Consider the following 19998-nt stretch of genomic DNA (forward strand, 5'->3'; position numbering starts at 1 on the left):
AATCCCATGCCCCTTTCGCTTCCCGCCCCTGAACGGGCCATCGACTGACCCAAGCGGACACCGCGCGGTTGCGCTAGCAGCATCCAGCTTCAACGCATGCCAACCGGCTTCGTGGAAACGCTGAACGACTGCACGCTGCATAGATAACAAGAACCTTCGCAAGGACATACCCATGAACATCAGTATCGACTCTATGACCCCTGCCGAGACGCCCACTGCCCAGCTCGCCGCTTGGGTCGAACGCCTCGGCCAACGCCTCGCGCAACGTGACATCGACGGCGCACTCGATCTCTTTGCCGAGGACTGCCATTGGCGGGACCTGGTCCTGTTCAGCTGGAATCTGGTCACGCTCGAGGGCAAGGCCGATATCCGCGACATACTTGAAGCCCGTCTTGATGAGACCAAACCGGAGAGCTGGAAACTTGAAGGTGAAGCGACATTTGCTGACGGTGTGCTGGAAGGCTGGATCAGCCTGGAAACCGAAGTCGCGCGCGGCAAAGGTTATGTGCGACTGAAGGACGGCCTGTGCTGGACATTGCTCACCACCATGCGTGAGCTCAAGGGCTTCGAGGAGCCGACCGGGCGCCGCAGGCCGATGGGTGCCGAGCACGGCCATGGCCGTGTCGACCGGCGCAACTGGCTGGAAAAGCGCCATGATGAAGAAGCCGCAATCGGCATCACCGAACAGCCCTATTGCCTAGTGATCGGAGGCGGTCAGGGCGGGCTGGGGCTGGGCGCACGGCTCAAGCGACTGGGTGTACCCTCGCTGATCATCGACAAAGCCGAGCGGCCCGGCGACCAATGGCGCGGTCGCTACAAGTCGCTGTGCCTGCATGATCCGGTCTGGTACGACCACATGCCTTATCTGCCGTTTCCGGAACATTGGCCGGTGTTTACACCGAAGGATCAGATCGGCGACTGGCTGGAAATGTATGCCAAGGTCATGGAGCTCAACTACTGGGCCAAGACCGAGTGCGTCAGCGCCAGTTTCGATGAAAACGAAGGTCACTGGACCGTGCAGGTGCTGCGCGACGGCAAGCCGCTAACGCTCAAGCCCACTCAGCTGATCCTGGCCACCGGCATGTCCGGTGTACCCAATGTCCCGGTGTATGCCGGCGCGCAAAGCTTCGCAGGTCAGCAGCACCACTCCAGCCAGCATCCGGGCGGCGATGCCTGGCGCGGCAAGCGCGCCGTGGTCATCGGTGCGAACAACTCGGCACATGACATTTGCGCCGATCTGGTGGAAAACGGCGCTGAGGTAACCATGGTGCAGCGCTCCAGCACTCACATCGTGCGTTCCGACTCGCTGATGGATATCGTCTTCGGCCCGCTCTACTCCGAGGATGCGCTGGAAAGCGGGCTGACCACCGATAAAGCCGACATGCTCTTCGCATCCATCCCTTACAAGGTTCTGCCCGAGTTCCATCGCCAGGCCTTCGACCAGGTAAAAGAGCGCGACAAGGCGTTCTATGATCGCCTCGCCGCTGCCGGCTTCATGCTCGACTTCGGTGACGATGAGTCCGGCTTGTTTCTCAAGTACGTGCGTCGCGGCTCGGGGTACTACATCGACGTTGGCGCCTCTGAGCTGATCGCCAACGGCACCATCAAGCTGAAGAGCGGACCAGGGCTGAACGTCGAGCGGATCGAGGCGGACGCCGTGCTGCTCAGCGATGGCAGCCGCTTGCCGGCAGATCTTATCGTCTATGCCACGGGCTACGGTTCGATGAACGGCTGGGCGGCCAAGCTGATCTCTCAGGATGTCGCTGACAAGGTCGGCCGTTGCTGGGGACTGGGGTCCGGCACCACCAAGGACCCGGGCCCATACGAAGGCGAACTGCGCAACATGTGGAAGCCCACGCAGCAGCAGAACCTTTGGTTCCATGGCGGCAACCTGCACCAGTCACGGCATTATTCGCTATATCTGGCGCTGCAATTGAAGGCCCGATTCGAGGGGCTGGACACTTCGGTCTACAAACTGGCGCCGAGCTACCATTGCGGTTGATGCAAACCTTGCAACGGGGCCTTCGAGCCCCGTTTCTTTTTCAGCCATAATCACCGCGCGTCTACGTTCGTCTGATCCATGGCACGCCTCACGGGCGTCGCACACTAAGTTGATTGAACAGTCTTCTGCAGTGCCGACTCGTTTGGCGCTGCCCTGCACAGGTCGTTTATGCACAGAATCGGTTTCGCCTGCATGTACCGTCACCCGGGGCACAGCGAGTCGCTGAAGGAACTGGAAGCCATCGAGCGTGCATTCAATCCGCGCTCGACCACGCTTCGCTGGCTCAACAGCGTTTCCGGAGATGTCGCACGGGAGAAGCTGAACGGCATCATCAAGCACAACCTGGAAGCCCAGATGCGGCTGCTGAACTATGTCGGAACGCTGCCTGACGCGCTGCGAATGCTGCGTTTGAGCAGTGACCTGCTGCCTTTCTACAGCCATCCGGAAGCAATGGAATTCTACCTTCAGCCCGAAGTACGCGGTCTGATCGAAAAGCATTTTGCTCGAATCGGCAATCGCGCCAGAGCGCTCGGCATCCGTCTGTCGTTTCATCCGGGCCAATACTGCGTACTTGGCTCGGACAAACCACAGGTTGTAGAAAACAGCCTGGCTGAGTTCGAATACCACGCGGACATGATCCGCATGATGGGCTTCGGCCGGCAGTTCCAGGACTTCAAGTGCAACGTGCACATCGCGGGTCGTCTCGGCGCGGAGGGCATTCGCGCGATCTGGCCGCGGTTATCCCAGGAAGCACGCAACTGCATCACCTTCGAAAACGAAGAAAAAACCTACGGTGTCGATGATTGCCTTCAGCTCGCGGACCTCGCGCCGGTGGTGCTGGACATACATCACTGCTGGATCAATGAAAGTCACTACATCGACCCGCATGCGCCCCGTGTGGCGCAGATCATTGATAGCTGGCGCGGCGTAAGGCCAACGATGCATTACTCCCAGCCGCCCGAAACCCTGATGGCGTTAGGTTTCGCGGCTGAAGAGAAACTTGAAATGCCAGCCCTGCTCGAAAAGGTCAGCAAGCGCGACCTCTACAGCCACAGCAAGCGCATGTGGAATCGCTGGACCAATCTCTACGCCCGTGAATTTCTCGACCGTTTCGACATGATGTTCGAAGCCAAGGACAAGAATCTCGCCACGCTGGACTATTACCGCGAGTACCTAGAGGGGCGCGCCGCCTAGCGGTCTCCCTGCCGCGTCATGCAGCGGCTGTGATTGCAATTCGCGCAGTGGTTCAGGGCGCCCACTTGAACCACAGCCACACCGCAAACAGTACGCCCCCGGCGATGCCTATCGGCTTGGCATGGCGATTCCAGATATCCAAAGCCGCTCTGCCCGCCACCGCGATCAACAGTGCAAGGCCGTAGTATCGGGCACCCCGGGCGATACAGGCGGCTGCCAGAAACAGGAAGATCGGATAGGCGCTGGCGCCCGCCACGAGCATGGCGATCTGGAAGGGTATTGGGATGATGCCAATCGCCAGGATTGCCATGAAACCATCCTCCCGGAACTGCTGATCAAACGCGTCGTAAGCTTCCTGTCCGCCAAACAGTCCAACCAGCGTATCGCCCCACTGATCCATCGCAAATACACCCAGGTAGTAACCCAGCGTGGCGGCTGTGAGATTTCCGGCCAGCGCGACCGTTGCGATCCGCCATTTACGGTCAGCGTGACAGAGCATCCAGGGGATGAGAATCACCTCGATGGGAATCGGGATGAGCAGCGTCTCCATCATGGACGCCGCAAACAGCAGCGGCATGGCGTGACGGGAATTATCCAGGCGGTCAAGCCAGGCTCGTGCGGAGGTCAGGCGGGGTTGGGACATAGAGGAACTACCGGGTTGAATAGGCAGGACGACGGCCCTGCTGCTGCGCTTATTCATCGGAGTTCCAGGCAGGCCACCCGTTCCTGAACCGGCGTGATTTCCAGGCCCGTAACGCCGGCTACACTGCAGAGAACCAATACCCTACTCCCCCGCTGCACTTTCCCTGCCGCGCCGAGTCAGTATTAATCCAAAGGGGCCCAATCGTTTCGAGTGCACCTAAGCCCGAGGTCGCTAGCATGGTTAGCCGATGACTGACGATAAATATCGTACTGCTGTAGACGCAGCAGCGATCTATTCAGAGACGGATCTCCGCGGGACCATTACTCATATCAATGATCAGTTCTGTGCAATATCTGGCTACACCAAGGAGGAACTGATCGGCACGAACCACCGCCTTCTCAATTCTGGTCAGCACCCTCCCGAATTCTTTCGGACGTTATGGCGCACCATCTCAAGTGGCCATATCTGGAAGGGCGAGATATGCAACCGCCGCAAGGACGGCTCGCTCTACTGGGTCAATAGCACCATCGTCCCAATCAAGGACGACCTGGCGCAACACGTCGAGAAGTACATTTCGATCCGGTTCGATGTGACGGAAAAGCAGGAGTTACTCGAGGCCATGCGGTGGCGTGCGTCCCACGACGTGCTCACTGCACTCCCGAACCGAGTCTATCTGCACGACCGGCTCCATCAAGCCATCTCGGCAGCGCAGCGTCATGGGCGTTCGCTTGCGGTATGCATTCTCGATCTCGACGGCTTCAAAGCGGTGAACGACCGCTACGGGCACGCCACGGGCGATTTGCTACTCGTCGAAGTGGCGAACCGGCTGACGCGGGAACTGCGCACGGAAGACCTTCTGGCGCGTCTAGGCGGAGACGAATTCGTGTTGCTGCTGGATCAAGTCAATGAAACGCTGCTTCCTGCTGCGTTGCAGCGCGTCCTAGACGTCATCGCCGTGCCCTTCCACATCGACGGATACGTTATGAAGGTTGCCGGCTCTCTCGGCGTAACCATCTACCCACAGGACAACGAAGGCCCCGACACCTTGTTGCGCCATGCTGATCAAGCGATGTACGAAGCCAAGCAAAGCGGTCGTAACCGCTTTCGCTTCTTTGACGTGTCGATCAGTCAGAAGACGCAGGAAGCCTTCAAGAACATAGAGTCCGTGAAACAAGCGTTGGAGAACAATGAGCTGCGCCTGCACTACCAGCCCAAGGTGAACCTGCGCAACGGCATGGTAATTGGTTTCGAAGCACTGCTGCGGTGGCAGCACCCGGCGCTGGGTCTATTGCCACCTGACGCGTTCCTGCCTGCGGTGGAGCGGACCGATGTCATCATAGATATCGGCGACTGGGTGATAGAACAGACGTTATGCCAGCTGCGCATCTGGAACGCAGAAGGACATCATTGGCCGACGAGCGTGAACATCGCGGCGCGGCATTTCCAGCTACCCAATTTTGTCGATCGATTGCAGCGCCTGCTTGCCAAGCATTCGGATGTCGAACCGCGGTTACTTGATCTCGAGATTGTCGAGTCCACGGCCATCGACAATCTTGAGCACGTCAGCCAATGCCTGATCGACTGCCAGCAGATGGGGGTCACCTTTTCGCTGGATGACTTCGGCACGGGCTTCTCATCACTCAACTACCTCAAGCGATTACCGGCTCAAACGATCAAGATCGACAAGTCATTTGTGCGTGACATTCTTCACGACAAGGACGACCTCGCTTTATCCGAGGCAATCATCAACCTCTCGCGGACGTTCGAACGCGAAGTGATTGCGGAAGGCGTAGAAACGGACCTGCAAGAAAAAATGCTACTGGCGATGGGGTGCTATCTGGTCCAGGGATACGGTATAGCGCCACCCATGCCGGCAGAACAGGTGTCTGACTGGGCGACCCTTTACGAGTTAACGCACCGATAACAAACAAGGATGGCAAACGTGCCCGCGATGATGATCTTGAATGATTGAATATCCTACGCGAACCTCCACCAGCTCGCGCAGGATGGCAGGTGGTCAGGAATTCCTTAGTTGAATGTCATGCTCCCGCCGTCTGGCCAAGATGTCCGCTGCAACGAGTGCAAGTAACGGCAAGACACCGACCTTGAGGCCCAGCTCCCATGATCCAAGGAACCCAATCAGTACCGCTCCTACAACAACGATGGCAGCAACGCAGTGAGCGCAAAAGCGCCACAACTCGAGTGCAACGACCTGAGCATTCTGGTTGTTGGTCATAGTTAGCCCCTCTTTCTTGTTGTAATAAGCTTTGTACAATTCCAGCGTAGCCAGCATAACGGTTCGTGCAAACACATTTTTGTTTCAGGAATGTGTCTAGCTCGCAGGTTCTAGCACCTCTTACCCCTCGCTATGACCCTAATCGCAAGCCCTCTCGCGCGTCACGCACCGAAACGACCGGCTTGCGAATCAGTCGCAACGCCCCCGATTGTTCGACGAGCGGTCTAGATTTCGCCTGCCCGTTGTACCCGCACGGGCCTAGCCGGCGACGATTTGCTCGAGGGCGCCCTGCAAGATATCGATGGTCCGGTCGACGTTTTTTAACTTCTCGAGCCCAAACAGCCCCATGCGGAAGGTCTGGAAGTCCGCAGGCTCATCACACTGCAGCGGGACACCGGCGGCAATCTGCAGACCTTGCTCGGCAAATTTGCTGCCGTTCTTGATGCCAGCATCGTCGGTGTAACAAACCACCACCCCAGGCGCTTCGAACCCAGCGGCAGCCACGCTCTTGAAGCCCTTCTGCGCCAGCAATGATCGGACTCGCTGCCCGAGCTCCAGCTGCTGCGCACGAACGGCTTCAAATCCGTAGTCTCGAGTTTCCAACATGACATCGCGAAAGCGCGCCAAGGCGTCGCTCGGCATGGTGGCGTGATAGGCGTGACCGCCCTGCTCGTAGGCCTGCATGATCTGCAGCCATTTCTTCAGGTCGCAGGCGAAGCTGCTGCTCTGAGTCGCCTCGATGCGTGCCTGGGCAGCCTCGCTGAGCATCACCAGTGCGCAGCACGGTGAAGCGCTCCAGCCTTTTTGAGGCGCACTGATCAGCACATCCACACCGCTCGCCTGCATATCAACCCAGAGCGCACCGGAGGCAATGCAATCGAGCACAAACAGGCCACCCACCGCATGCACAGCATCGCCGATTGCGCGCAGGTAGTCGTCCGGCAGGATGATCCCGGACGAGGTTTCCACATGGGGAGCAAATACCAGGTCCGGCTTGTTGGCTGAAATGCTCGCAATCACTTCATCTATAGGCGGCGGCGTGAACGCAGCTTGCGCAGTCTGATCCAGTGGTCGCGCCTTCAGCACGGTTGACTGCGCCGGAATCCGGCCCATGTCGAATATCTGCGTCCATCGATAGCTGAACCAGCCGTTGCGAATCACCAGACAGTTGCGGTCGTGGGCCAGCTGACGTGCCACCGCTTCCATTCCGAAGGTGCCGCTGCCCGGCACCACTGCAACCGAGTGGGCGTTGTAGACAGATTTCAGTGTGCTGGAGATGTCGTTCATCACGCTCTGGAACGACCGGGACATGTGGTTCAGCGATCGGTCCGTGTAGACGACCGAATATTCGATCAGCCCATCGGGATCAACGCGAGGGTATAGCTCCGACATGGAATGACTCCGCAGATAGAGACCTGACTTTGACCCTGCCCGAACCTCGAGCGCTTTACAACAACCAAAGCGTCCTCCCAGCTCGGCCGCCTGCAGCGAAACGCTTCGAACCCAGTGCCGCTTACATACAGCTGCCGTTGCCCTGAAACCCAGCGCAACCAGCAACCGGAATTTCAGAATAGTTCAACAAATAACTTACCGTTTATCGGATTACTTCCTTAGCTAGAAGGGAGACAGCGTTAACGGTTAATTCAAAAAAATGACGCCATCATCCGCGCAGCCCTTACAACTGAAGGGCTCCAGACCGGCACGCATGGACAACAGCGTGGCGACTTAATATCAAACTGCTATTAATTACTGAGATAGTCTATTTATTGGCGCCAATACACGATCGTTAAAAGTTTTAGCGATTGTCAAAATAAATTATAAGTACGCAAACGAAACGGGAGCTTTCACAGCCCTGGTCGTTTTACTGATTGGTTCGTTCTGTTTGTGGAATACCGCCTGCCTTTGCAGCGCCGCTTATTGATCAACCTCCCCTTGTCGCTACACCGAAACCTAGTTCGGTGTTCATGATCACGGTGAGCCGATGTTTAACCATTTTTCCCCGAGGCCCAGTAAAGGCCTCATTCCTGCAATGGCCCTGGCCACGCTGTTGGGCTTTTTCCCTGTAGGCGACGCTTACGCTGCGAATGCCGTGGATACGAGCGTGTCGAGCCTGTCTTACTCGGCATTGATCAATAAGTTCACCAACAGCTACTGGCAGAACGGCTCCTGGCGCAGCTCGGCGGGCGTTTCGGTCGCCGCGACTCAACAGAACATGACAGCGTTCCGAGTCGGCACCTCGGTACGTACGGCAGATGGGCAGATTCGTACGGTCACCGCGCTGAAACCGGCCAGCGGCGCCCTGACAGTATTCCTGAATGGTCCGGTGCTCGACGGCAATCTGGTCGGTTATCCCAACAGGCTCCGCGTGAGCACCGTGGCGAGCACCGTACCCGTGCCAGCCGAGCCGAGCCCCGCGCCGGTTGCCTCGTCGAGCCATGCGGCGCTGATCAACAAATTCACCAACAGCTACTGGCTGAACGGCTCCTGGCGTGCGTCGGCGGGCGTTTCGGTCGCTGCAACCGCGCAGAACAAGGCTGCCTTTATAGTTGGCGCATCGGTACGCACGGCCGACGGTCAGGTGCGCACCATCACCTCGGTAAAGCCCGCCAGCGGCGCCCTTACGGTGTTCATGGATGGTCCCGTGCTCGATGGCAATCGCATTGGTTATCCGAACAAACTCAGCCTGGTAGTGGCTCCGGTCATCCTGCCCGCCGCGCCTTCGGCGCCGATTGCGGAGGTCACGCTGCCGGCAATCGAGCCGGTACGCCTTGTCGGTGTTGCGCTGTCTGGCGCCGCCTTCGGTCCTTCGGTCTTGCCGGGTAAACACGGGACCAATTACATCTACCCAGCCGAGTCCTACTACAAGAAATACGCCGAGCAGGGTTTGAAGCTGGTGCGTCTGCCCTTTCTCTGGGAGCGCATTCAACCGAAGCTGGACACCGAGCTCGATACAGCGCAACTGGCACTGCTCACCCAATCGCTCGACTTTGCCCACAAGCATGGCGTGAAGGTCGTGCTGGACATGCATAACTACTATCGTTACTACCGCCAGCCGATAGGCTCCGAAACGGTATCGATCCAGTCGTTCGCCAATACCTGGAAGCGTATCGCGCTGAAAGTCGGCAAACATCCAGCACTCGGCGGCTACGGTCTGATGAACGAGCCGAACACCAAAGGGCTCTGGCCGCAAGCTGCGCTGGCAGCTGCAAAGGAGATCCGCAAGGTTGACCGCACTAACTGGATCTACGTTGCCGGAGATCGGTTCTCCAGCGCCTGGCACTGGCCGCAATCGAACACCCAGCTCATCACCGATCCCTGGATGCGCGACCCGAACAATAACCTGATCTTCGAAGCCCACATGTACCTCGACCGGGATACGTCGGGGATGTACGTGGACAAGACCGAAACCTTCGCACCGGAGCTCGGCATCAATCGCGCCAAACCTTTCGTGGACTGGCTGAGGACCAACAACCTGCGCGGCTTCATCGGCGAGATGGGCGTACCGAACTATGCGCCCGATGCGATCGTCGCGATGGATAACCTGCTCGGCTATCTGCGCGAGAACTGCGTTCCGCTGACCTACTGGGCCGGTGGTCCATGGTGGGGCAACTACATTCTTGCACTCGACGTAGCGGGCGGCGCGGAGCAGCCGCAGCTAGCGGTGCTGAGAAAGCATGCCGCGACTCCGAACAGCTGCGCAGCCATTGGCGAACCGCTGTAACCTCAACCGGCCGCCACTCTAGCGAAGGCCTGACATGTTTTACGTGTCAGGCCTTTTTTTGTTGGCTCTCGTTGCTCAGCGGGCCCGCAGGATGCCGACGCGCTCTCCATCCCTTCATCACAAAACAAGCGGAACCAATCAAGGCGTAGACGGGACGAATTCGTTATGCCTGCTTACAGCTACCCGAACGGCCGATATGACGTCGCGCCGAATAGCACCGAGGATCGGTCATGACGGAAGAAATCCTGTTGGCAGCGACTGGTCTGCTGGTCGTGCTGACCTTTCTACCACTCTGGAAGAACCCCGTCTGGTGGGTACGCGGGCTCGATTTCCCCCGCTTGCAACTGTGCGTACTCGCCTTTGCATTGCTATTGGCTCAGGCGCTATTGCTGTCTTACGCCAAACCGCTTCAAGTCCTGATCAGTGCTCTGTCGATCCTGTGCCTTGCCTACCAGGCCTGGTGGATCATCCCGTACACCCGCTTGTGGCGTCCCGAGGTGAAAACAGCCGTTCCTGACAGCGAAAAACCCCGCATACGCGTTATGGCGGCGAACGTCCTGACGCCGAACCGCCAGACCGACAAGCTCAAAGCGCTGGTCCGCGAGCACCGGCCCGATATCTTGGTGACGCTGGAAACTGATCAATGGTGGGAGGATCAGCTCGAGGAACTGAGCAACGAATACCCCTACTCCTGCCGGTGCCCGCTGGACAACCTTTACGGCATGCATGTCTGGTCCCGTTTGCCGTTGGAAAATGCGGAAACCCGTTTCCTGGTCGAAGACGATGTGCCCTCTATGCACGCCAAGGTCCGTCTGAATGATCAGTTGGCAATCCGCATGCACTTCCTGCACCCCGCCCCGCCTAGCCCCACGGAAAACGACGAATCAACCGAGCGCGACGTCGAACTGCTGGTGGTAGCCGAGAGCGTTCGGGACGATCTGGAAGACATTCCGGTCATCGTCACCGGCGACCTCAACGATGTAGCCTGGTCACCCAACACACGACTGTTTCGCAAGATCAGCGGCCTGCTGGACCCACGCGTCGGTCGCGGTATGGTCAACAGCTTCCACGCTCAGCACTGGTTTCTCCGCTGGCCGCTGGATCACTTGTTTCACAGCCATCACTTCCAGCTGGTACGCATCCAACGCCTGCCCGAGTTCGGTTCCGACCATTTTCCTGTATTGGTCGAATTGCAATATGACCCAGCGCCCGAACAACAGAGCCTGCAGGGCGACGCAGAAGATGAGGATGAAGCAGAGGAAAAGATCCGCAAAGAAGGGGTCAGCGAGTCCGACGTGCCGGAGCCGGAAAAACACTGAACCCAGCGACGCGTGTGCTGGCTTCGAGCAGCGCCCCGGAGACCGGTCCGGCATCGGTGGAGGCGCGGTCGAGCGCTTTCAGATCTCATAGACGCCAGTCGCATTGTTTCGTGAGAGTCCAGCGCCAGCAATCATCGGCGAGGCGTCATCTGCCGGATGCGCCAGATCAACGCACAGCGAAGGTCTACGCTGAGGAGATACAGATGGATAAGCCGCACGGGCTTGTCTATTGGTAAAGATGACAGATCGCAGATTGCTGCGCAGCCGCCGAGGTATCCCGCCTACCTCACCACGGAGGACAGCCACATGGTCACCAGTACACTCGGCATCACGCTCGACGAGGCAACTCGCGATCGGCTCGAGGACGCAGCCAGACGGATCGAGCGCCCGCCACAGTGGTTGGTCGAGCAGGCACTGCTCCGCTACCTCGAGGAGGTCGAACGCGTCACGAGTCAGCCCGAGACTGAGGAGGTGTCGCGCATCGGCGAGGGTCAAACGGCCAATCTCGCACCTGACAGCCAGCCGTTTATCGAGTTTGCACAGAGCATTCTGCCGCAGTCGGTGCTCCGCGCAGCCATCACCGCTGCCTATCGCCGCCCTGAGCCGGAGGCGTTGCCGATGCTGTTGGAGCAGGCGCGGCTGTCGCCGGAAAAGGCCGAAGCGACCCACCGACTTGCGCTACGCATCGCCGAGAAGCTACGCAACCAGAAAAGCGCCGGTGGACGGCAAGGTCTGGTGCAGGGGTTGCTACAGGAATTCTCATTGTCATCCCAAGAAGGCGTCGCCTTGATGTGCCTGGCTGAGGCCTTGCTGAGAGTGCCGGACAGGGGCACTCGGGATGCGTTGATCCGCGACAAGATCAGCACCGGCAACTGGCAACCGCACCTGGGCAACAGCCAGTCGGTGTTCGTAAACGCCGCCACCTGGGGTTTGATGCTCACCGGCCGGCTGGTGGCCACGCATAACGAAACCAGCCTTTCATCATCACTGAACCGCCTGATCGGCAAAGGTGGCGAGCCGCTCATCCGCAAGGGCGTGGATATGGCGATGCGGTTGATGGGCGAGCAGTTCGTCACCGGCGAAACCATCAACGAAGCGCTGACCAATGCCCAAACCATGGAAGCCAAAGGGTTCAGGTATTCCTACGACATGCTTGGCGAAGCTGCGCTCACCGCCGCAGATGCCCGGCGCTATCTGGCCTCGTACGAACAGGCGATCCATTCCATCGGCATGGCTTCGCGCGGTCGTGGCATATACGAGGGCCCAGGTATATCGATCAAACTGTCGGCTCTACACCCGCGCTACAGCCGTGCACAGTACGACCGGGTGATGGATGAGCTCTACCCTGTCCTGGTGTCACTGACTGAACTGGCGCGGCGCTATGACATTGGCATCAACATCGATGCCGAGGAAGCGGATCGCCTCGAGTTGTCCCTGGAACTACTCGAACGGCTTTGCTTCGAGCCGTCATTGGCCGACTGGAACGGCATCGGTTTCGTCATCCAGGCTTACCAGAAGCGCTGCCCCTACACCGTGGATTTCCTGATAGACCTGGCCAAGCGCAGCCACCATCGGCTGATGATCCGCCTGGTCAAGGGCGCTTACTGGGACAGCGAGATCAAGCTGGCGCAGCTCAATGGCCTTGAGGGCTATCCGGTCTATACGCGCAAGGCCTATACGGACGTGTCGTTCATTGCTTGCGCGCGCAAGCTGCTTGCCACGCCCGAAGCCATCTATCCGCAATTCGCCACACACAATGCGCATACCCTGGCCGCGGTTTATCACCTGGCCGGGCAGAACTACTACCCCGGTCAATATGAATTTCAGTGCCTGCACGGCATGGGCGAGCCGCTTTACGAGCAGGTCGTGGGCAAGGAGGACGGACGTCTCAACCGCCCTTGCCGCATCTATGCACCCGTTGGCAGCCACGAAACCCTGTTGGCCTATTTGGTCCGCCGGCTGCTGGAAAACGGCGCCAATACCTCCTTCGTCAACCGCATCGCAGACAAGAGCATCTCGCTCGAAGAGCTTGTCGCAGACCCGGTGACGACGGTTGAACTGATGTTCGCCTCGGAAGGCACACTCGGCCTGCCGCACCCTCGGATTCCGTTGCCCCAGCACCTGTATGGGCCCGGTCGGCTCAACGCCTGCGGCCTTGATCTGTCCAACGAGCAACGGCTGGCCTCGCTTTCGTCCGCCTTGCTTGCTGGCGCACGCCAACGCCTGACTGCTGCTCCACTACTTGGCTGTGACCCCGTTTCGACGAATCCCGCCGCGCCCGTGCTCAACCCAGCTGATCATCGGGATGTGGTAGGTCACGTGCAGGAAGCCACCGAAGCGGATGTCGACAATGCCCTGCGCTGCGCCCTCGACAGCGCCAGCGCCTGGAGGAGCACCCCGCCCGCAGAGCGCGCAGCTGCATTAGCAAAGGCCGCGGACTTAATGGAACAGCGCATGCAACAGCTGCTGGGCGTACTTATCCGCGAAGCAGGTAAGTCCTACGCCAACGCCATTGCGGAAGTGCGCGAAGCCGTCGATTTCCTGCGTTTCTACGGCGCCGAAGTGCGCGACAACTTCCACAACGACACCCATGTACCACTCGGCCCGGTGGTCTGCATCAGCCCGTGGAATTTCCCGCTTGCGATCTTCACTGGCCAGATCTGCGCCGCGCTGGGCGCCGGCAATACCGTACTGGCCAAGCCGGCGGAGCAAACACCCTTGATAGCCATGCTGGGCGTGCAGATCTTGCAGGAAGCTGGCATTCCCAAGGGCGCCGTACAACTGCTGCCAGGGCGCGGCGAAACCGTCGGTGCTCAGCTGGTCGCTGACGAACGTATCCGCGGCGTGATGTTTACCGGCTCCACAGCTGTCGCCTCGATCTTGCAACGCAGCATCGCCGGACGCCTGGACGAACGTGGACGTAGCATTCCGTTGATCGCCGAAACCGGCGGTCAGAACGCGATGATCGTTGACTCCTCGGCGTTGGCCGAACAAGTCGTCATGGATGTGATGGCGTCGGCCTTCGACAGTGCCGGTCAACGCTGCTCCGCCCTGCGGGTGTTCTGCATACAGGAAGATGTCGCTGAACGCGTCATCGGCATGCTCAAGGGCGCCATGGCCGAAGCACGCATGGGTAATCCGCAGCGCCTGTCAGTGGATGTAGGCCCGGTCATCGATAGCGAAGCGCGCGACACCATCGAGCGCCACCTGCAGGCCATGCGCGACAAGGGGCGTCGCGTGCATCAGCTGGCGCGTGTCGACGAGAAGGAATGCGCCCATGGCACCTTCGTGACGCCCACGCTGATTGAACTCGAACGTCTTGATGAGCTGCAGCAGGAAGTCTTCGGCCCGGTGCTGCACGTATTGCGCTATCGCCGCACGGAGATGGACCAACTGCTGGACCAGATCAACGCGGCGGGCTATGGATTGACCTTGGGCGTGCATACCCGCATTGATGAAACCATCGCCAAGGTGATCGACCGTGCCAAGGTCGGCAACCTCTACGTCAATCGCAACATTGTTGGCGCAGTAGTAGGGGTGCAGCCGTTCGGCGGTGAAGGCCTTTCCGGTACCGGACCCAAGGCTGGCGGCCCGCTGTATCTGTATCGCCTGCTATCGGAGCGGCCACACGACGCGCTGTTGCGCGCACTGAATTTCGGCGGTACGCAGACGCTACCCGAGGTGCGTCGCGCCCCCGCCCAGGCCGATGCCGCCAGGCAATTCCAGGACTGGGCCCGGACAACCGGCCGGGAATCGCTTGCGGAGCTGTATGACCGTTACGCCAGTCAATCTCAGAGCGGAACCACACGCTTGCTCAACGGCCCCACCGGTGAGCGCAACAGCTACAGCCTGCTGCCGCGCGAGCATGTGCTGTGTCTGGCAGACAATGAAGGTGACCTGATGATCCAGCTGGCAGCGGTACTGGCCGTTGGCAGCGAGGCCGTGCTACCTGATGTTCCTCCGGCGCAAGCGCTTCACGCCTCGCTTCCTCAGGCGGTCCAAGCCAGAACCACCTTGACCTCGGACTGGACCAGCGACGCGACGCGTTTCGATGTCGTGCTGTACCACGGCGGACCCGACCAGCTGCTCGACGTCAGCCAGCGGCTATCGCAACGCAGCGGTCCGATTGTCGGTGTGCAGGGAATGGCCAGCGGCGATACCGACATCCCTCTGGAGCGGCTGTTAATCGAGCGAGCGTTAAGCATCAATACCGCTGCGGCAGGCGGCAATGCGAGTCTGATGACCATCGGCTGACCGAACTGGTTGTCAGCTTCAAACCGTGCGGATCACACTCTGTCGCTCGTTGGGTCTCAATTTGCTGGTCGGCCCGACCCGCCCACTACGCCCCAGAATAGGCCGCAGCAACTTCAACGGATTGCCATCTATGGGCTGCTGTTCGGGCGCGTTGCTTATGTTCCTTGTTGAATCTGAAAGCGACTACCGGCAACGCTCGATTATGCTAATGCGAACGATTTGTGTTTGATATAGCTTTCAGCTTGACTTAGGATGCAGCCGCCTGCCAAACCGAGCGTGCCGCAATCCAATGAAAGTTGCCGTCCAGACGAGGATCTCTGTTCACCTAGCGATGCTGATCAACATGCTGTCCATTGGCAGCCTGATGATGGTCATGCCGCTGGGGCCGGACCTTGTGCGCGAGCTCGGCATGGAGGCCAGCCACGTTGGCTACATCAGCGGCGGCGCAACCTTGGCTGCCGCGCTAAGTGGGTTCGCCAGTGCACCGTGGCTCGATCGTTTCGACCGCAAGCGCGCGCTGGTCACCCTCCTCGTCCTGCGATTTGCCCTGCTGCTGAGCTGTGCCTGGGCGACCGGACCCAACCAGCTGATTGCAATCTTCGTGCTGTCCGGCCTGGTGGCGGGTCCGATGGGCGCGATTCTGATGGCCACCATGCTCGACCTGATACCGCCTGCGGAGCGCGGCCGCCAGCTTGCCTATGTCGGGATGGGCTTTTCACTCGCGGCAATTCTGATCATTCCGCTGGCTTTGGAATGTTCGATTCGCTGGAACTGGACGGCGCCTTTTTTCCTGCTGGGCGGGACGGGGCTGCTGCTCGCGCTGCTGTGCCAGTTGTTGCTGCCCAAGCCTGCGGTCGTGGAACGGCCAAAAGCCTCGATCCGATCACTGTTGGGTTCGCGCCTCTGCCTGGTCGCACTCGGCATCACGTCATTGCAGATGTTTGGGCACTTTTTACTGGTGCCCCATTTCGCCACTTACTTTGAATTCAACCTGGACTTTCCGCGCTCGCATTTGGGTCTGCTGTATCTGCTCGGCGGCGTCGCCAGCCTTGCGGCCATGCGGATCGGCGGCGCCTGGATCGATCGCGGCAGCGCTGTAACAGTGGTGCTTGTCAGCAGCGGCTGCCTCTCGCTGGTGACCTTGCTTGGGTTCGCCGCCCCGGTGGGCATCTCCCTCTACGTCATCTTCACGCTGTTCATGGCGCTGAGTGCCGTGCGTACCAACAGCACCATGACCATTGCCGCCGGCGTTCCCCATGCTCACCAACGCGCAGCATTCATGGCGTTTCAAGGAACGGTTTCGAATGTCGCAGCCGGACTCGGCAGTTTGTTTTCAGCGCGCTATCTGAGCGAAGGCCCTCAACACCAGGTGATCGGCTTCGAACACCTAGCCGCCTTCTATGCCGTAGCGGGCGTCGTGGCGGGTCTCGGCGTGCTTTATCTGCTTCATGGCATCAGACAGCGCGACATGTGCCTCACCTCAACCAAACAACAGGCGGGCTAACCCGTCGCGGATACGTGATCAGTCCTTTCGACCCTCGAGCAGCAACGGAGCATGCTATGTCAATCGCACTAAACCGGGGTATCAGCCGTCCCCGTCACCTATCCCTGACCATGCTGGCCAGCCTTATGCCGCTTGCCGCACTCGCGGCCGAGCCTGTTGCTCTGGAGCAACAAGTCATCACCGCCACCCAGACGGCACACAGCGAGCTCAGCGCGCCGGCCAGCGTGTCGGTGGTGACCCGTGAAGAGCTTGAGCAGAGACCGGTTTACAACCTGGCCGATGCAGTGAAGTACCTGCCTGGTGTGCAAATTAACCCCTCCTCAACCTACGGACGTAAAGAAATCAAATTGCGTGGTCTGGATGCGGACTACACGTTACTTCTTGTCAACGGCCGCCGGATCAACTCACGCGATGTGTTGACCTCTGAGTACGCGAATGATTTTGACTTGTCGTCGATCCCAATTGCGGCAATTGATCGCATCGAAGTAATCCGCGGGCCGATGTCTTCGCTTTACGGCGCCGATGCGATCGGGGGCGTGGTGAACGTTATCCTGCTGCAACCCAGCAACCAAACCAGGGCTGGAATCGCCTATACCTATGAGGCGCCAACCGTGGGCGACTCAGGCGACAGCCACAAGGCCAGCGGTTACATAAGCGGCGCGCTGATCGAAGACAAGCTCTTAGGTAACTTGATTGTTGAAGGCGTCGACCAAGCTGCTTGGCGCTCTGACCAGACCGTTTCTTCAGATGCAGATGCTGCAGAGCACCGCCAGGCCGGAAGTATTTACGGCTCGCTAAGCTGGTTGCTTGACGAGCGGCAAACCATAGACGTCGATATCACCCACCGGCAGGATGATCGCGTTGCAAACTGGTATCCCGGCCTGCGTTACGGCGTGGTTCAAAACGATCAAGAAATGGAGCGCACCAGTTTTGGACTCGCACACAGCGGTCGCTGGGACGGCATCAACAGCCGACTGCGCTACTACTATGAAGATGTCGAACTAACCGATGGATCCGAACTGATGACCCGATTCAACGGTAACGTGGTCGGTCAGGCGGAACAGCAGAATCATACGGTCGATGGTCAGTTAAGTGGAATCGTTGCCGGCCAGCTGTTGACTGTTGGCGCCGAGCGCCGTCGAACCGAGTTCAGCCACAACCAGAACCTCGGAACAGAGACCAACGTAGATCAGTATGCAGTCTTTCTTCAGGACGAGTTTTCTCTGGGTAATTTAGACGTGACGCTCGGAGGACGCTGGGACCATCACGAGGCGTTCGGTAGCGAGTTCAGTCCGCGCGCATACGGTGTCTATAACCTAACCGACAACTGGGTCATCAAGGGCGGGGTCGGCAAGTCTTTCAAGGCGCCTGCGATTTATCAGTCTGATGAGACCTACAGCGTCGCAGCATGCCAAGGTTTCTGCCGCGTCAAGGGCAACGCGCAGCTAAAGCCCGAGACAGCCATCAGCTACGAGCTGGGAACGCTATACCAAAACGGCGGTTTCGAAGCGGGCGTCACACTCTTCCAGACAGAAATCGATGACATGATTGTCAGCGACCGGTGGCGTGCGGGATACCGCCCAACCCTGATGACCTACAGCAATATAAGCACGGCGCGTGTGCGCGGTTATGAGCTTTTAGGCCGGTATGCTTTCGACGAAACACTCGGCCTGCGTGCCAACTACACCTATTCAGATGCCGAGGATCGCGAGGCAGATGCCCCGCTAAACAATACCCCGCAGCACATAGCTAACGTCGGGCTCGATTGGCGAGCTGTACCGGCGCTCGCGCTAAACCTGGATTACCAGTATGTCGGGAGCCAATGGCTGTCTACGCCAGCCGGCGGAGCCCAGGAAAGCGGGGCATTCCATGTGTTGAATCTTGGTAGTCGCTACCAGGCTACTCCTCAACTCGCACTCAACGCCGGAATGAACAACCTGACCAACGAGAAGCGCGACGATGTCGCCCAGTCAGTCGATAACATCCTCATGGGCCGTACTGTTTTCGTTGGCTTCAGCTACGACATCTGATACCCGCCATTACCCGGCAGCCTAGCTGCCGGGTTTCAGGAGCTTGCTCGAGACCAATGACACGAATTGATTCGACCTTCCCCGGCTACCAGCAAGCGGTCCTCATCACTGGCGGCGCGCTTCTGCTGGGCTTGCTGGCGCTCTCGATGAGCACCGGCGCCGGTGTCTACGGCGCGGTCGAAGTGCTGCACTATCTTCTCGGAAACCAACTCGCCGTGGCGGATGAAAAACTGGTCATGGTGGTAGAGACACTGCGTTTGCCTCGTACGCTGGCAGCGCTCGTTGTTGGCGGAAGTCTTGCCATCGCCGCCTCGCTGCTGCAAAGCGCAACACGTAATCCGCTGGCCGAACCCGGCTTGCTCGGCGTCAATGCCGGCGCAGTGCTGGGGCTGGTCATCGGTCTCATTTTCTACGGCGTCGAATCGACACGGGGCTATCTGCTCTGGTCCGGTGCCGGCGCCCTGCTGGGCAACCTCGTGGTGCTCGGCATCGGCTTGATGCTGGGCCAGGCCAGCCCGCTGAAACTCATCCTCGCCGGCGTCGCGCTGGCTGCAATATTCGGCGGTCTGTCGAATTTCATGTTGCTGTCGACACGTGTGGCCTTGGAGCAATTTCGGTTCTGGAACCTGGGCTCCCTCTCGGCCACCCGGCTCGACGCGGTGGGCACCGTCACGCCCGTCGCGCTGCTGGGCCTGGCGCTCGCCGGGCTGCTGTGTCGGCAACTGACCCTGATGCAAATGGGTGACAGCCAGGCGCGGGCGCTGGGCATCCATACCACCTGGGTGCGACTGGGCGTCCTGGTCGCCTCGACATTGCTGACGGCCTGCGCCATCTCCCTGGCCGGGCCCGTCGGTTTCGTGGGCTTTCTGGCAGCCTACTGTGCTCGATTGATCGAACCGGTGGCACTGCTCCGACAGCTGCTGTTCTCGACGCTGTTCGGCATGTTGTTCCTGCTGGCGGCTGACGTGCTGGCGCGCTGGCTGTTGCAACCCTTCGAGCTGCCGGTCGGCACCTTGCTGGCCGCACTCGGCGCGCCGGCGCTGATCGCTATCGTCTTGCGCGGTGGCTTTCGATCTCTGCTGGCGGTGAGGTAAG

General features: G+C 59.4%; 11 protein-coding genes. 9 read left to right on the top strand and 2 right to left on the bottom strand.

What is annotated here, in order from left to right; translation table 11 throughout:
• Window positions 1–172: 172 nt before the first annotated feature.
• Window positions 173–2002, top strand: coding sequence for an NAD(P)/FAD-dependent oxidoreductase (locus tag ACIGHL_RS08005; protein WP_128121379.1), 1830 nt, complete (start codon window positions 173–175; stop codon window positions 2000–2002).
• A gap of 168 nt (window positions 2003–2170) precedes the next feature.
• Window positions 2171–3196: a UV DNA damage repair endonuclease UvsE gene (gene uvsE, locus ACIGHL_RS08010; RefSeq protein ID WP_128121378.1), complete on the top strand. Its 1026-nt coding sequence runs from the start codon at window positions 2171–2173 to the stop codon at window positions 3194–3196.
• 52 nt (window positions 3197–3248) lie between these two features.
• On the opposite strand, the gene ACIGHL_RS08015 is transcribed toward uvsE, so the two are convergent.
• Entirely contained in the window at window positions 3249–3839 is a 591-nt protein-coding gene (locus ACIGHL_RS08015; protein WP_128121377.1) for a YqaA family protein, read from the bottom strand.
• Window positions 3840–4086: 247 nt separating this feature from the next.
• Here ACIGHL_RS08015 and ACIGHL_RS08020 point away from each other — a divergent pair, with 247 nt between their 5' ends.
• Window positions 4087–5763, top strand: a complete 1677-nt coding sequence (locus ACIGHL_RS08020; RefSeq protein ID WP_128121376.1) for a putative bifunctional diguanylate cyclase/phosphodiesterase — start codon at window positions 4087–4089, stop codon at window positions 5761–5763.
• A gap of 570 nt (window positions 5764–6333) precedes the next feature.
• Here the strand turns inward: ACIGHL_RS08020 and ACIGHL_RS08025 are convergent.
• Window positions 6334–7467: an aminotransferase class V-fold PLP-dependent enzyme gene (locus tag ACIGHL_RS08025; RefSeq protein WP_128121375.1), complete on the bottom strand. Its 1134-nt coding sequence runs from the start codon at window positions 7465–7467 to the stop codon at window positions 6334–6336.
• Between the two features lie 709 nt (window positions 7468–8176).
• On the opposite strand from ACIGHL_RS08025, the gene ACIGHL_RS08030 reads away from it, so the two are divergent.
• The 6 genes from ACIGHL_RS08030 (at window position 8177) to ACIGHL_RS08055 (ending at window position 19997) form a co-directional block, all read left to right on the top strand.
• Complete coding sequence (locus ACIGHL_RS08030; protein ID WP_320415309.1) at window positions 8177–9796, top strand: glycoside hydrolase family 5 protein; 1620 nt, start codon at window positions 8177–8179, stop codon at window positions 9794–9796.
• A 230-nt stretch (window positions 9797–10026) separates the two neighbouring features.
• Entirely contained in the window at window positions 10027–11115 is a 1089-nt protein-coding gene (locus ACIGHL_RS08035; protein ID WP_046161374.1) for an endonuclease/exonuclease/phosphatase family protein, read from the top strand.
• A gap of 306 nt (window positions 11116–11421) precedes the next feature.
• Entirely contained in the window at window positions 11422–15369 is a 3948-nt protein-coding gene (gene putA, locus ACIGHL_RS08040; protein WP_128121451.1) for a trifunctional transcriptional regulator/proline dehydrogenase/L-glutamate gamma-semialdehyde dehydrogenase, read from the top strand.
• Between the two features lie 289 nt (window positions 15370–15658).
• Entirely contained in the window at window positions 15659–16873 is a 1215-nt protein-coding gene (locus tag ACIGHL_RS08045) for an MFS transporter (protein WP_181690035.1), read from the top strand.
• 56 nt (window positions 16874–16929) lie between these two features.
• On the top strand, window positions 16930–18903 hold the full coding sequence (locus ACIGHL_RS08050; RefSeq protein WP_216706826.1) for a TonB-dependent receptor domain-containing protein: 1974 nt from the start codon (window positions 16930–16932) through the stop codon (window positions 18901–18903).
• A gap of 56 nt (window positions 18904–18959) precedes the next feature.
• Window positions 18960–19997, top strand: a complete 1038-nt coding sequence (locus ACIGHL_RS08055; protein WP_128121452.1) for a FecCD family ABC transporter permease — start codon at window positions 18960–18962, stop codon at window positions 19995–19997.
• The last annotated feature ends 1 nt before the right edge of the window (window position 19998 follow it).

The sequence above is a fragment of the Pseudomonas sp. NPDC077451 genome (assembly GCF_044543345.1).
Taxonomy (GTDB): Bacteria; Pseudomonadota; Gammaproteobacteria; order Pseudomonadales; family Pseudomonadaceae; genus Stutzerimonas.